This is a genomic window from Mycolicibacterium sphagni (assembly GCF_002250655.1).
Taxonomy (GTDB): domain Bacteria; phylum Actinomycetota; class Actinomycetes; order Mycobacteriales; family Mycobacteriaceae; genus Mycobacterium; species Mycobacterium sphagni.
On the sequence record NZ_NOZR01000008.1, the window covers coordinates 179,310 to 192,443 of the forward strand.

Sequence of the window (13,134 nt, forward strand, 5' to 3'; positions counted from 1 at the left end):
GCCTAAGGGACCGGACAGATTTCGGTCGAGGTGGCCAGAGCGCTATGGCCGGCCGGCGAGCATGCCGTTGACGATGCCGTGCAGTGCGTTGCGGACCTCGGTGCCCATCGTGACGGGGTCGGCGGCGTTGGCGATGGCCATGGACGCGGCGTCGAGTGCTCCGATGAGGATGTGGGCCAGCGGGCGCACCGGCTGAGGCGCGAGTTCACCGGCGTCGATGGCGGCCTGGAGCAGCTGTTCGGTCATGCCCAGGCTGTAGCGCTCGGCGATGTCACGAAAACCGTCCCAGCCCAAGACATTCGGGGCGTCGAGCAGAATCAGCTGACGGATCTCCTGCTCGGCGCTGATATCCAGCCAGGCATCCACCGCGGCATGTAGTGCGGCTGCCGGGGTCGCTGGCTGGCGGTCGAGGGTGGCCGCTGCCAGCCGGGCCATCACATCGGCTTCCACCGCCTCGACGACATCGAGGAACAGTGCCGCCTTGTCGGCGTACTGGTGATACATCGCACCCCTGGTGACGCCCGCCTTCTGGGTGATCTCCGGGGTGCCGACCTCGGCGTAGCCGCGTTCACCCCAGAGCTCGCGCGCGGCCATCCGCAATGCGTCCCGAGTGGTGGCGGAGCGCTGCGCCTGGGTGCGTCTGGTGGTCATATCTTGTATTTCCGTACATCCTGTTGGTATCTTACGTGCAGACTGTCTGTTTGTTTCTCAATTGCTATCAAGGGAGCTTGTCATGGACACCGTAGATCTCGGCGGCGGAACCATCCATTACGAAACGGCGGGACCGTCGACCGGCAGGCCGATCGTGTTCATCCACGGCTATGCGATGGGCGGATCGCTGTGGCGGCCGCTGAGCGCTCGGCTGGCCCAGCACGGCGTGCGCTGCATCGCGCCGACCTGGCCGCTCGGCGCCCATCAGCAGGCGATGGCGCCGTCGGCGGACATGACCATGCATGGCGTCGCGGCGATGGTCGCCGAATTCCTCGACGTGCTGGGCCTCGACGACGTCGTGCTCGTCGGCAACGACACCGGCGGGGCGATCGCCCAAGTGGTCGCCACCGAATTCCCCGACCGGCTCGGGGCCTTGGTCCTCACCAGTTGCGATGCGTTCGAACACTTTCCGCCACCGATTCTGGCGCCGCTCATCACCGCGTCCAGGGTGCCCGTGCTGTTCCGCGCCGCCGTCCAGGCGATGCGCTCGAAACTGGTGCGCCGCCGCGCCTACGGCGCGCTGGCTCACGCTGACCTCGACGCGCTGACCGCCGAATGGACTCACCGCGCCGTCCGTGATCCCGCGATTGCCGAGGATTTGCGCCGCTTCACCGGATCGCTGACCCGGCAGACCACCCTCGACGCAGCCGCGCGACTGCCGAGATTCACCAAACCCGCGCTGATCGCGTGGTCGGCCGACGACGCGTTCTTCCCGCAGGAGGACGGACGCCGCCTTGCCGAGGCGCTGCCCCATTCGCGCCTGGAAGTCATCGACAACTCGCGGACCTTCTCGATGCTCGACCAACCCGATGTACTGGCCGGCCTTGTGGCCGAGTTCGCCACGGCAACAAGCACTGTCAGCCGCGACGCCGACCGCTGCTAGATCGCGCGCAGCCGCCGGATCCGGTCCGCGATCACCCGGACCGACACCGCCGCCGTCGGCCCCAGGCCCTCGAAGGCGTGCGGACAGCCGGGATGCACGTGCAGCTCGGTCGGCACGCCGGCAGCGGAAAGCCTTGCCGCATAAGCAACATCCTCGGCGCGGAAGATGTCCAGATCGCCGACGTCGATGTAGGCGGGCGGCAGCCCGGCCAGATCCTGGGCGCGCGCGGGCGCGGCGTAGATCGACACGTCGTCACCACCGGCGCGCTCGCCGAGCAGTGCGTCCCAGCCGGTGATGTTGTCCGCGTATGTCCACGTCAGCAGCTCGGCGGGCAATTGCGGGTCCGGGGTGATCGTGCGGTCATCGAGCATCGGGTAGATCAGCAGCTGTGCGGCCAGCGCCGGGCCGCCGCGGTCGCGGGCCAGCAGGCTCACCCCGGCGGCCAGGCCGCCGCCGGCGCTGTCGCCGGCGACCGCGACCCGAGTCGGGTCGACGCCGAGCGCGGCCGCGTTCTCGGCCAGCCAGCACAATGCGGCGTAGCAGTCCTGCACCGGTGTCGGATCCGGAAACTCCGGTGCGACACGGTAATCCACCATCAGCATCGGCACGCCCGTGGTCGCCACATAGGTGCGCACGACCGCGTCGTAGGTCGGTGCGGTCTCGGCCAGGCTATAGATCATGCCCCCGCCGTGCAGGTAGAGCACGGCGCTGCCGGGCGGCCCCGATGTCGGGAAGTACCACGTCAGATCCAGTTCCGCGCCGTCGGCGGTGGGCAGCCGGTGCCGCGTCGCCTCGACGCCCTCGACCGGGCCGCGCATGTCACCGAGGAGCTCGAACAACGGGATTGCGCGTTCCCGGCGGGTGGCCACATCACCGACGGGGGGCCGCTCGACTTGGGCGGCAGCATCCATCAACGGTTGCAACAGGACGAGGAGTTCGGGATCCATCGGCAGGGCCACGCCTGCCAACCCTAGGCGCTCAGGTTTCGGACGAGGGGACGAATCTAGCCCCAGTTGTCGTAGCCGCCCTCAGGACCGAGCATCCGCTCGAGACGGCTGCGGTTGATCCGCGCCAGCTCGTTGCGCACGACCTTGCGTTCGGTCTCCGGGTCGTGGTGCATCCGGTCGTGGACCGCCGCGATGACCGCTGCCACACAGGCCTCGCGGGACAGACCGCCGATGTGCATGACGAAGTCGAAACCGAAGTGGTCGGCGTAGTCCTTGACTGCTGCGGACAGTTCGGCCATCACCTCAGGGCACTCGTCCCACACCGAGCACTGCTCGGCCTGTGATTTGGTGCTGCGGGGGCGGCGCCCGACATGCGGGTAGGCCTGCAGGATCGCGTCGATGGAGCACTCCGACAGCGAGAACAGGAGAGCGTCAGCCCGGCGGAACAGGGCGGTGTGGTTGGCATAGGGACGCCCGCGGGAAAGATCGCGAGCCAGTGTGACGCTGTTGCAGCACTCGTAGAGCGCGTGGACAGCCTTGCTGTCCGGCAGCTCGTTGAAGGCCTCGAGACCGATGCCTTGGTGCATCAACACCAGCTCATCATCGAGAAGCCAAAGCACAACCGCGTTACCGATTGTTACGGCCAGGCTAATTCCTGGCCGGGATTGAGGGCGGAGTGGCCCTCAGTGCTCTCCAGTGCCGAATCGCTCGCGCGAGCGCTCCACCTCGGCCTCGGCCTCGGCCCGTCCGACGAAGTCCGCGGCCTTCACATACTTGCCCGGCTCGAGGTCCTTGTAGTGCACGAAGAAGTGCTTGATCGACTCGAGCTCGAAGCTCGACACGTCGCCGATGTCATTGATGTGGTCCCAGCGCGGGTCGCCCGCGGGGACACACAGCACCTTGTCGTCGCCGCCGGCCTCGTCAACCATCTTGAACATGCCGACGGGGCGGGCTTCCACGATCACCCCGGGGAACACCGACTGCGGCAGCAGCACCAGCGCGTCCAGCGGGTCGCCGTCCTCGCCCAGCGTGTCCTCGATGAAGCCGTAATCAGCGGGGTAGGCCATCGGGGTGTACAGGTAGCGATCGAGGCGGACCCGTCCGGTCTCGTGGTCGACCTCGTACTTGTTGCGCTGGCCCTTCGGGATCTCGATGGTGACGTCGAACTGCACCGTGCGACTCCTTCTTCGCTGATGGCGATGGCCCGGGCTGATCGCCGGGTCGCTTCGCTCCTGCCCGCCGGGTCGATACCCGGGTCGCTTCGCTCCTGCCCGCCGGGCCCGGCGACGCGGCCTAACCCTAACGCCAGCGATAGCGTGCCCTACAGGGTGGTTGGGCACAATGAGACGAAACGGAAGTCAGGAGAGCGATGAGGCCGACTCGATGGCGGCGCTCGACTCATGTGGTGCTCGCCGTGGCGGTGATCGTGCTGGTCGCCGCTGTTGTGGCGGTGGCCGCTGTCCTGACCCGCGGCGGCGACACCAGCAGTGCCATGGCACCGCCCGCGCACCCGGCAGCCACCGCGAACCCGGGTGTTGTGCCGGTGGCGGACTCCGCCCCGGTGCCGACCGTGGCGGGCATGACCGCGGTGCTGGCCGCGCCCGTCGCCGACCCGAACCTCGGCAATGTAGGCGGCCGGGTCACCGATGCGGCGACCGGCAATCAGATCTGGGAGTACCGCTCAGGCGTGCCGTTGCTGCCGGCCTCGACCAATAAGACGCTGACCACCGGGGCTGCGCTGCTTGCGCTCAACCGCGACGAACGGGTCACCACCACCGTCGTCGCGGCCGACCAGACCAGCCAGCCGGGAGTTGTGGTGCTCGTCGGCGGCGGCGATCCCATCCTGTCGGCTGCCCCGCCGGGCCAGGAAACCTGGTATCGCGGCGCCGCCCGGATCAGCGACCTGGCCGATCAGGTCCGCAAGAGCGGTGTCACCGCGACGGCGGTGGAGGTGGACGATTCTCTTTACACCGGACCGGATTTCGCGCCTGGCTGGGATCCCGCCGACATCGACGGCGGCGACATCGCCCCGATGCAATCGGTGATGATCGACGCCGGTCGTATCCAGCCGACGACGGTGGACTCGGCGCGGTCCAGGACGCCGGCGCTGGACGCCGGCCGCGCACTGGCCAGTGCGCTCGGCCTCGACCCGGCGAAGGTCACCATGGCCGCGACCCCGCCGACCGGCCGGCAGCTGGCGGCGGTGCAGTCGGCGCCCCTGATCGAGCGGCTGCGGCAGATGATGAACGCCTCCGACAACGTGATGGCCGAGGCGACCGCCCGGGAGGTGGCCAAGGCCACCGGCCATCCGGTGAGCTTCGCCGGGGCCGTCGACGCGGTGACCGCCAAACTCTCCGGCGCCGGTGTCGACATGTCCGGCGCAACGCTGGTGGACTCCAGTGGGCTCTCACTGCTGGACCGGTTGACCTCCAAGACCCTCGACGAGGTGGTCAACGCCGCGGCCGGGCCCGACCAGCCGGCCATGCGTCCACTGCTCGACGTGCTGCCGATCGCCGGCGGCAGCGGCACCCTGTCCGATCGGTTCCTGGCCGGCGACCAGAAGACGTCGTCGGCGGGCTGGCTGCGAGCCAAGACCGGCTCCCTGACCGCGGTCAACTCGCTGGCCGGGGTCGTCACCGACGACAGCGGCCGCGTGCTCACCTTCGCGTTCATCTCCAACGATGCCGGCCCGATGGGCCGCGTCGCCCTCGACACCTTGGCCGGCGCGCTGCGGACCTGCGGGTGCGGCTCATGAGCTCGACGGAGTTGACGGTCGGCAAGGCAGTGGACTGGGCGTTCGCCGGCAACGTCGGTGCCTGGCTCGCCCGGCCCGGCCCGGCCGCCACCGACTACACCCGTAACCAGGCCATCGACGAGTTGGCCGTCGCTGCGCGTAAGGCCGAAGCGCCCGTCCGCGAGGTCACCCGGATGGGTGGCGACGCCCCGGTGCCCGAGGCGCGCATCGTCGACCGCGCGGGCTGGATCCGGGCGGCCTCGGACTCGATGCGGGTTATGACGGGTGGCACCGACCAACCGAGCAATCCGATCACCGGACGGGTCACCGGCGCGCAGACCGGCGCGGTGCTCGCGTTCATCTCCTCGGGCATCCTCGGCCAGTACGACCCCTTCGCCGAAGGCGACGACGGTGGCCTGCTGTTGCTGGTGTATCCGAACGTGATAGCCGTCGAGCGTCAGCTGCGGGTCTCGCCCAGCGACTTCCGGCTGTGGGTATGCCTGCATGAGGTGACCCACCGCGTGCAGTTCTCCGCCAATCCCTGGCTGGCGCAACACATGTCGCAGGCGTTGGGGGTGCTGACCTCCGATGCGGCCGAGGACGTGACGCAGATGGTCGCGCGGCTGGCCGAATTCGTGAAGAAGCGTCGCGCGGGTGATGACGGGCCCAACGACGCAGGCATCCTGGGGTTCATGCGCGCGGTGCAGTCCGAGCCGCAGCGCGCCGCGCTCGACCAGCTGCTGGTGCTGGGCACGCTGCTCGAAGGCCATGCCGACCACGTCATGGACGCGGTCGGCCCGGCCGTCGTGCCGTCGGTGCAGTCCATCCGCAACCGGTTCGACCAGCGCCGTCAGCGCAAGCAGCCGCCGCTTCAGCGGCTGCTGCGGGCGCTGCTCGGCGTGGACGCCAAGCTCAGCCAGTACACCCGCGGCAAGAAGTTCGTCGACCACGTGGTGGACCGGGTCGGCATGGATCGGTTCAACACGGTGTGGACCAGCCCGCAGACCCTGCCGCTGCCCGAGGAGATCGAGGATCCGCAGCAGTGGATCGACCGAGTGCTGTAGCCACGCTGCGGGCCACTGTGGCCGGCTTCGCGACGGACTTCCTTCCCGGCGTCACGTCCTGGTGTGTGGCGTTGTCCGGCGGCCCGGATTCACTGGCATTGACTGCTGCGGCCGCCGCGGCCCTGCCGACCACCGCGCTGATCGTCGACCATGGATTGCAGGCCGGCTCCGACGAGATCGCGGAGGTTGCGCGCCGCCAGGCGCACGACCTCGGCTGTGTGGACGCCCGGGTGCTGCGCGTGACGGTCGGCGCGAGCGGCGGCCCCGAGGCCGCCGCCCGCACCGCCCGGTACGCGGCGCTGGGCGCAGCCCGCGGCGTTGCCCCGGTGCTGCTGGCGCACACCCTCGACGACCAGGCCGAGACCGTGCTGCTCGGGCTCGGCCGCGGCTCGGGTGCGCGCTCGATCGCCGGGATGAGGGCGTGCGATCCGCCCTGGTATCGCCCGCTGCTGGGGGTGCGCCGCGGCATCACCCACGACGCGTGCGCCGAGCTGGCGCTCACCGCGTGGGACGACCCGCACAATCACGACGCGCGGTTCACCCGGGTTCGGCTGCGCACCGAGGTGTTGCCCCTGCTCGAGGATGTGCTCGGTGGTGGCGTCGCCGAGGCGCTGGCGCGCACCGCCGCCGCGCTGCGCGAGGACACCGATGCCCTGGACGGGGTGGCCGAAACGGTGCTGGGAGACACCGAAAGCACGGAGACCGTTGCGGTCACGGCTCTGGCCGAACTGCCGACCGCGGTGCGGCGTCGGGTGATCCGGCGATGGCTCCTGGGCGGTGGGGCGGCCAACCTGACCGACAAGCAGATCCGCGCGGTGGATGCGCTGGTCACCGCCTGGCACGGCCAGGGCGGCGTAGCGGTCGGCTCGGATCTGCGGCAGCAAAGGCTGTTCGCGGCGCGCCGCGACGGCAGGCTGACGATGTACACGCAACCCGTGTGATTGGTTGTTAGGGCCTGCTCGTGGCACAGTGTGGGCGTGTCGGTGCACGAGCTGTATCCCGGGGACATCAAATCGGTCTTGTTGTCACAAGAGCAAATTCGCGCGCGCACCGCTGAGCTGGCGGATTCCGTCGGCCATGACTACAGCGACAACCTCGGTGGCCAGGATCTGCTTCTGGTGACCGTGCTCAAGGGCGCGGTGATGTTTGTCACCGACCTGGCGCGAGCGATCCCGCTGCCCACCCAGCTGGAGTTCATGGCGGTCAGCTCGTACGGGTCGTCAACCTCGTCGTCGGGTGTGGTCCGCATCCTCAAGGATCTGGACCGCGACATCCACGACCGTGACGTGCTCATCGTCGAGGACATCGTGGACTCGGGGCTGACGCTGTCGTGGCTGCTGCGCAACCTGGCCACTCGCCACCCCAAGTCGTTGCGGGTGTGCACGCTGCTGCGCAAACCTGACGCCGTGCGCGCCGACGTCGACATCGCCTACGTCGGCTTCGACATCCCCAACGAGTTCGTGGTGGGCTACGGGCTGGACTACGCCGAGCGCTACCGCGATCTGCCCTATATCGGCACGCTGGATCCGAAGGTCTACGAGCCCTAAAGCGCAACTGACGGTCATGGCGGCACTTGCCTACCGAGCCGGGCAGCGTAATCGAGGAGAAGTCGGGCGGGTCAGGGCCCGAATTCCGTTGGTGCACAGTGGTACACCCGAACCAGTTCGAGTTGCGGGTGCACCTGACGACGCCGAGCAAGCCGCTGTCCGGCGACTGCCGCACCACCTGCGAACAGCTGAAGGCCAAGGGCGTCGAGTTCATCCAGTAACCCGAGGAGCGGCCTACGGAGTGGAGGCGCCGATGCGGGACAACTCCGGCAACTAGCCGAGCTCCCAGATCGCTGTCACCGAGAAGCTCACCGTCTGCTGGCCGGGCTGCAGCGGAACCTCACTGGCCATCGCCCCGCGCGGCATCGGCATCGGGGGCGACGGCGGCGAGACTCCGCCGGGAGCCTCCGAGATCGAGATGATCTTGCCCAGCGACAACCCGGACAGGTCGGCGTACTGCTGGGCGCGTTGCTTGGCGTCGTTGAACGCCCGCGCCCTGGCGTCGGTGACCAGCTTGGAGTCGTCCTCGATCGAATAGCTCACCGAGTTGATCCTGGTGGCGTCGCCGCCGGCGCTGATCACGTTGGCCAGCACCTGCGAGGCGGTATCCAGTTTGCGGATCTTGATCTGGATCGCGTTGCTGGCCCGGTACCCGCTGATCACCGAGTTATCGGTGTACTGCGGCTGGAGACTGACTCCGGTGGTGCTGATGTCCTTCTGGTCGACCCCGCTGGCGTTGAGCGCGTTGAGCACCGACTTCTGCCGGTCGTTGGCCTGGTTCATCGCCGTGGTGACGTCGGCCGCCGCGGCCTCGACGCTGACGTCGGCGGTGAGGGTATCGGGCACGCCCTGCACGTTGCCTGATCCAACGACGGTGACCTGCCGCGGATTCGAGCCGACCGGTCCCGCGGGCTTGGAGTCGCAGCCGGTGAGCACTGCGGCCGCCGTTCCCATCGCGGCCAGCGCAACTACGACACGACGTCCGGCGATCGGCATGCCTGACACCGTAGCGCGCAGCACTACGTTCTTGACATGCTGAAGCTGACATGTCGACGTTGCAGCTCACCCACCTCGGTGGGCCCACCACTCTTATGGAGATCGATGGGTGGCGGATCCTGACCGACCCGACTTTCGACCCGCCCGGCCGGCGCTACACGTTCGGCTGGGGCACGTCCTCGCGCAAGATCGCCGGCCCGGCGCGCCCCGCCGAGGTCGTGGCGCCGGTCGACGTGGTCTTGCTCAGCCACGACCAGCACGCCGACAATCTCGACGACATCGGCCGCCGGGTTCTCGAACTAGCAGGCACGGTGATCACGACGGTGCCCGCCGCACGCCGGCTGGGCCTGCCGAACACCCGCGGCCTGGCGGACTGGGAGACGACCACGCTGCAGGCACCTGGCCGGGCGCCGCTGACCGTCACCGCCACTCCGGGACGGCACGGGCCTAGGTTCAGCAGGCCGATCACGGGCAAGGTCAACGGTTTTGCGCTGCACCGCGACGGCGAGGAGGCGGCGGCGCTGTGGATGTCGGGAGACACCGTGCTCTACGACGGTCTGCGTGAGATCGCGCGGCGGATACCGGTCGACGTCGCGCTGGTTCACCTGGGCGGCGTGCGGTTCGGCTTCACCGGGCCGGTGCGCTTCACGATGACTGCCCGTGACGGGGTCGAGTTCATCCGGTGGCTGCAGCCCCGGGTTGTCGTCCCCGTGCACTACGAGGGCTGGACGCACTTCCGCGATCCGGAAACCGCTGCGCGCCAGATACTGTCGAATTCGGACGTCGGCGATCGTCTCCGTTGGCTCATTCCGGGCGAGCCAACCGGGGTCTAGGACCGATCGCCGGCCGGGCCGAGCGGCTAACCCCTGTCAACCACATTGCTTGCACTTGGTGTGTGTCTGCGGCGCGAATCGCGCGCACCTATGGTCGTTATTGGCGGTCAAGTCGGTAGTCCGCCAACGTGAAAGGAGATCTGTGAACTCGGGTAGCCGCTCAGAGCAGTCGAGACAGGACCGGATCCTCGACGCTGCGATGGAGGTGTTTTCCCAGCAGAGCACCGCCGAGGCAACGTTGCAGATGATCGCGGACTCAGCCGGTGTGTCGGTGGGCTTGGTACAGCACCATTTCGGCTCGAAGGACGGCTTGATCGCGGCCGTCGATGCGCATGCGATGGCGGTGATCGGTGCCGCGATGACCCAGCCGCTGCCCGAATCACCCACCGACGCTGTGTTGGAATTGGGCCGCAGAGTGGGGTCCCTGCTGTCCGACCACCGGCCTGTCGTCGACTATCTTGCTCGTTTGCTGGTAGACGGCACTGAGTCCGGTGTAGCCTTCTTCGACGCGACGGTGACGATCGTGGTGGGCCATTGGCAGCAGTTGGCCGAGAATGGCGTTACGCGGGAGGACCTCGATGTGGTCTGGGCGGCGTTGAACCCGACGATCCTGGTCTTTGGCGCCATCATTTTGCGCCGGCATATCGACCGCCACCTGCCGGAATCATTAGGGACTCCCGAGCAGCTGCACCGCTGGCAAGAGTCTGTCAATACGCTGCTTCGTTACGGTCAATTCAGAAACTAACGCACCGCACCGGCGGCGCACGAGGCTTGGCTCCCGCCGGGACCGGCTCGGACGCAGCACCATATGTGAATATTGTACAATACGTAAGTATGGTTGCTGGGGAGGCATTTCCGGGCGGGGATCTCGTCGCGGCGCGGGTTGCGGGTGCCCTCGCCGGTTTGAGTTCTGAAGGTCGGGTTGTGGTAAATCGGGCCTACAACGAGGCCTACGGCTATGCCAGCGACTTCGTTGGATCCGCACACCTACTGATTGGTTTGGTGGCCGACACCTCGAATGCGGTCAGCTCGGCGCTTCGCGAACGCGGGGTAACTGTCGAGACGATTCGGCAGCAGTTCGAGCAGATCACCGGCGCTCGGTGGCAGGAGTCGCCTCGCTACATTCACCTGACCTTCAGCTCACATGCCAAGGCGGTGCTCATCGGTGCCGCGGACATTGCCGGGAATACCCGATCCCCGATGACCGGCCTTGATCACCTGTGGCTGGCGGTAAGCCGGGCTGAAGGGGCGATAGCACGCCGCATCTTGGCCGACCTTGGCCACCTGAGTTACGCAGAAGAGTTGTGCGCGGCGATTCTGCCGCCGGACGTCACCTAGTGGACTGCTCGCCCACGTGATCGCCGATCGCCTTCATGATCGCCTCGCCCGCACGGCCGAACAGATCATTGCGCTTGTTCTGAGCCCAGGTATGCGACGACTCCGGAGCGTGTAGCTGTCCCTTGAAGTGCGGCATGACTTTTCGGGCAAACAGTTCATAGGAACGGTAGGTGGCCTGCGGGTCGGCCCAGTCGTGGCCGAGCATCAAGAACGTGCCGAAGCCGCCCGAACGCTCCAGCAGGTCGCTGATATAGGCGATCGCATCGTCGGGGGTGCCGATACAGCAGCCGCCGCCGGCGGCGTAGTCGGCGACGAACTGCCGTGGGGACTGCTCGGCGGCCTCGACCTCGTTGGACAGCGGGACGAATCCGGCCGCGCCGAAGTAGTTCGCGAAATCCTGCAAGCCGTAGGTGCAGTCGTCGATGGCCTGGTCGCGAGTGTCGGCCAGATGCATGATGCCCAGCACCCGCCAGGCGGAGCGGTCGGGTTCGGGCCGTCCGGACTTGGCGGCCTGTTGCTCGACGATTCCCCAGGCGTCTTCCAATGCCGCGAAGCCGCCGGGCACCGACATCGACAACGACAGTAGCGAGGTGCCCAGCTGGCCGGCCAGACGCGGACCCGACGGGGAAACCATTGCGGCCGTGGATATTTCGGGATAAGGCCAGGTATAGGGTCGGATGTGGAGCGCAGCGTCGCGCAGGGTGAACCAGTCCGAGTGCCGATCGACGCGCTCGTCGGGCCCCGCGCGGAACAGCGCCAGGATGGCGTCCAGCGACTCCTGCATCATCCGTCGCTGTTCCACCGGGTCGATGCCCATCATGTAGGCGTCCGACGGCAGTGCGCCGGGGCCGGTGCCGAACATCACCCGGCCGCGGGTCAGGTGGTCGAGCAGCACCCAGCGGTCGGCCACCATCAGCGGATGGTGGTATGGCAGCGACACCACGCCGGTCCCCAGCCGGATGTGCTTGGTGCGTTCGGCGGCCGCCGCGATGAACACCTCCGGGCAGGCGATCAGCTCGTAGCCGCCGGAGTGGTGCTCTCCGAACCACGCCTCGTCGAACCCGAGCCGATCCAGGGCGACCGTACGCTCCAGGTCGTATTCCAGTGCGACAGTGGGGGATTGGCCCACCGGATGGAATGGGGTGATGAACACCCCGAACCGCAACGGCCGGTCGGTCATGACGACTCCACTTCGCGTAGGAATTCCAGCAGGATCCGGTTCACCTCGTCGGGACGCTCCTGTTGCACCCAGTGCCCGGCGCCCTCGACCCATCTCTCCGTGTACGGGCCGACGACCACCTCGCGGGCCCGTGCCGGGTTCATCGTCGACCCGATCGGGTCGGCCGTACCGCCGACGAACAATGCGGGCACTGAGATGCGCGCATCGGCGAGCTGAGGCAGCGTCTCCCAGTTGCGGTCGTAGTTCCGGTACCAGTTCAGCGCACCGGTGAAGCCCGTCCTGCTGAACTCGCGCACGTAATGATCGAACTCGTCGTCACTGATCCAGCCGGGCGGGGCGGCGGGCGACGTCGCCTGCGCGAACATCCCGCGCATGGTGGTGGCCACATCCGCGGCCATCTCGGCGTCGGCCTTCCCCGGCTCCTGGAAGCGCAGCATGTAGAAGTCGTCGCCGAACTTCTCCCGCCACCGCTGCGTGGGGCGCGTCCGCGCCCGGGGGATCGGCGGGACGGACAGGCCCGCGACCGCCCGGACCCGGTCTGGATGCAGTAGCGCGGTGTGCCAGACCACCATGGCGCCCCAGTCGTGCCCGATGAACACGGCCTGACGGTCCCCGACGTCATCGAGCAGCCCGACCAGATCGCCCGTCAGCGCGGCAATGTCATACGCCTCGACCGGGGCCGGCCGCGACGATCCGCCGTAGCCACGCTGATCGGGGGCCAGCACGTGATAACCGGCATCGGCCAGGACCGGGATCTGATGGCGCCACGAGTAGGCGAGCTCGGGAAAGCCATGCGCCAGGATCACCACGGGCGCACCGCGATCGCCCGCTTCCAGCAGCCGCAGCCGGACGCCGTCGCCGTCAACGAACCGTTCGGTCGGAGCCAGCACCGTGCCAGCCA

At 68.1% G+C, this 13,134-nt stretch carries 16 protein-coding genes; 9 read left to right on the top strand and 7 right to left on the bottom strand.

The window, feature by feature from the left end; all coding sequences use genetic code 11:
* Positions 1-42: 42 nt before the first annotated feature.
* Positions 43-651: a TetR/AcrR family transcriptional regulator gene (locus CG716_RS12015; RefSeq protein WP_094479723.1), complete on the bottom strand. Its 609-nt coding sequence runs from the start codon at positions 649-651 to the stop codon at positions 43-45.
* 82 nt (positions 652-733) lie between these two features.
* On the opposite strand from CG716_RS12015, the gene CG716_RS12020 reads away from it, so the two are divergent.
* Positions 734-1,594, top strand: a complete 861-nt coding sequence (locus CG716_RS12020) for an alpha/beta fold hydrolase (protein ID WP_094479725.1) — start codon at positions 734-736, stop codon at positions 1,592-1,594.
* Here the strand turns inward: CG716_RS12020 and CG716_RS12025 are convergent.
* From CG716_RS12025 to CG716_RS12035, 3 genes are all read right to left on the bottom strand, one after another.
* Complete coding sequence (locus CG716_RS12025; RefSeq protein WP_165774119.1) at positions 1,591-2,553, bottom strand: alpha/beta hydrolase; 963 nt, start codon at positions 2,551-2,553, stop codon at positions 1,591-1,593. The two genes, CG716_RS12020 and CG716_RS12025, sit on opposite strands and share 4 nt — an antisense overlap.
* A 44-nt stretch (positions 2,554-2,597) precedes the next feature.
* On the bottom strand, positions 2,598-3,134 hold the full coding sequence (locus tag CG716_RS12030) for a 2-oxo-4-hydroxy-4-carboxy-5-ureidoimidazoline decarboxylase (RefSeq protein WP_094479870.1): 537 nt from the start codon (positions 3,132-3,134) through the stop codon (positions 2,598-2,600).
* A gap of 90 nt (positions 3,135-3,224) precedes the next feature.
* Positions 3,225-3,713, bottom strand: coding sequence for an inorganic diphosphatase (locus CG716_RS12035; RefSeq protein WP_094479727.1), 489 nt, complete (start codon positions 3,711-3,713; stop codon positions 3,225-3,227).
* A gap of 197 nt (positions 3,714-3,910) precedes the next feature.
* On the opposite strand from CG716_RS12035, the gene dacB reads away from it, so the two are divergent.
* The 5 genes from dacB to CG716_RS12060 are packed head-to-tail and all read left to right on the top strand — an operon-like array spanning position 3,911 to position 8,107.
* A complete protein-coding gene (dacB, locus tag CG716_RS12040; RefSeq protein WP_094479729.1) occupies positions 3,911-5,296 on the top strand; it encodes a D-alanyl-D-alanine carboxypeptidase/D-alanyl-D-alanine endopeptidase in 1,386 nt (461 codons plus the stop codon).
* A complete protein-coding gene (locus tag CG716_RS12045; protein ID WP_094479872.1) occupies positions 5,293-6,339 on the top strand; it encodes an Rv3626c family coenzyme F420 biosynthesis-associated protein in 1,047 nt (348 codons plus the stop codon). Before dacB ends, CG716_RS12045 begins: the two co-directional genes overlap by 4 nt.
* Positions 6,318-7,280 (top strand): tRNA lysidine(34) synthetase TilS, encoded by a 963-nt coding sequence (gene tilS / locus CG716_RS12050; protein ID WP_094479731.1) that lies wholly within the window; start codon positions 6,318-6,320, stop codon positions 7,278-7,280. Before CG716_RS12045 ends, tilS begins: the two co-directional genes overlap by 22 nt.
* 30 nt (positions 7,281-7,310) lie before the next feature.
* Positions 7,311-7,886: a hypoxanthine phosphoribosyltransferase gene (gene hpt, locus CG716_RS12055; RefSeq protein ID WP_094479733.1), complete on the top strand. Its 576-nt coding sequence runs from the start codon at positions 7,311-7,313 to the stop codon at positions 7,884-7,886.
* Positions 7,887-7,912: 26 nt separating this feature from the next.
* Positions 7,913-8,107: a VOC family protein gene (locus tag CG716_RS12060; RefSeq protein ID WP_420093188.1), complete on the top strand. Its 195-nt coding sequence runs from the start codon at positions 7,913-7,915 to the stop codon at positions 8,105-8,107.
* Positions 8,108-8,159: 52 nt separating this feature from the next.
* Here CG716_RS12060 and CG716_RS12065 read toward each other — a convergent pair whose 3' ends face one another.
* The gene (locus CG716_RS12065; RefSeq protein WP_094479874.1) at positions 8,160-8,882 is read right to left on the bottom strand and encodes an SIMPL domain-containing protein; all 723 of its coding nucleotides are present in this window, start codon (positions 8,880-8,882) and stop codon (positions 8,160-8,162) included.
* Between the two features lie 50 nt (positions 8,883-8,932).
* Between CG716_RS12065 and CG716_RS12070 the strand changes: the two genes are divergently transcribed.
* The 3 genes from CG716_RS12070 (at position 8,933) to CG716_RS12080 (ending at position 11,053) form a co-directional block, all read left to right on the top strand.
* Positions 8,933-9,715 carry an MBL fold metallo-hydrolase gene (locus CG716_RS12070; RefSeq protein WP_094479735.1) on the top strand — a complete coding sequence of 261 codons (783 nt, stop codon included), beginning with the start codon at positions 8,933-8,935 and terminating at the stop codon, positions 9,713-9,715.
* Between the two features lie 142 nt (positions 9,716-9,857).
* Positions 9,858-10,460: a TetR/AcrR family transcriptional regulator gene (locus CG716_RS12075; RefSeq protein WP_094479737.1), complete on the top strand. Its 603-nt coding sequence runs from the start codon at positions 9,858-9,860 to the stop codon at positions 10,458-10,460.
* 89 nt (positions 10,461-10,549) lie between these two features.
* Positions 10,550-11,053, top strand: coding sequence for a Clp protease N-terminal domain-containing protein (locus tag CG716_RS12080; RefSeq protein WP_094479739.1), 504 nt, complete (start codon positions 10,550-10,552; stop codon positions 11,051-11,053).
* Here the strand turns inward: CG716_RS12080 and CG716_RS12085 are convergent.
* Both CG716_RS12085 and CG716_RS12090 read right to left on the bottom strand, forming a co-directional pair.
* A complete protein-coding gene (locus tag CG716_RS12085; RefSeq protein ID WP_094479741.1) occupies positions 11,046-12,233 on the bottom strand; it encodes an LLM class flavin-dependent oxidoreductase in 1,188 nt (395 codons plus the stop codon). The two genes, CG716_RS12080 and CG716_RS12085, sit on opposite strands and share 8 nt — an antisense overlap.
* The gene (locus tag CG716_RS12090) at positions 12,230-13,123 is read right to left on the bottom strand and encodes an alpha/beta fold hydrolase (RefSeq protein ID WP_094479743.1); all 894 of its coding nucleotides are present in this window, start codon (positions 13,121-13,123) and stop codon (positions 12,230-12,232) included. Before CG716_RS12090 ends, CG716_RS12085 begins: the two co-directional genes overlap by 4 nt.
* Positions 13,124-13,134: the final 11 nt, after the last annotated feature.

What these genes read in the sequence shown, in the direction of transcription:
- CG716_RS12070 (WP_094479735.1), top strand. Translation starts at nt 8,933, where the DNA reads ATGTCGACGTTGCAGCTCACCCACCTCGGTGGGCCCACCACTCTTATG.
- CG716_RS12080 (WP_094479739.1), top strand. Translation starts at nt 10,550, where the DNA reads ATGGTTGCTGGGGAGGCATTTCCGGGCGGGGATCTCGTCGCGGCGCGG.
- CG716_RS12020 (WP_094479725.1), top strand. Translation starts at nt 734, where the DNA reads ATGGACACCGTAGATCTCGGCGGCGGAACCATCCATTACGAAACGGCG.
- CG716_RS12065 (WP_094479874.1), bottom strand. Translation starts at nt 8,882, where the DNA reads ATGCCGATCGCCGGACGTCGTGTCGTAGTTGCGCTGGCCGCGATGGGA.
- CG716_RS12085 (WP_094479741.1), bottom strand. Translation starts at nt 12,233, where the DNA reads ATGACCGACCGGCCGTTGCGGTTCGGGGTGTTCATCACCCCATTCCAT.
- dacB (WP_094479729.1), top strand. Translation starts at nt 3,911, where the DNA reads ATGAGGCCGACTCGATGGCGGCGCTCGACTCATGTGGTGCTCGCCGTG.
- CG716_RS12045 (WP_094479872.1), top strand. Translation starts at nt 5,293, where the DNA reads ATGAGCTCGACGGAGTTGACGGTCGGCAAGGCAGTGGACTGGGCGTTC.
- CG716_RS12015 (WP_094479723.1), bottom strand. Translation starts at nt 651, where the DNA reads ATGACCACCAGACGCACCCAGGCGCAGCGCTCCGCCACCACTCGGGAC.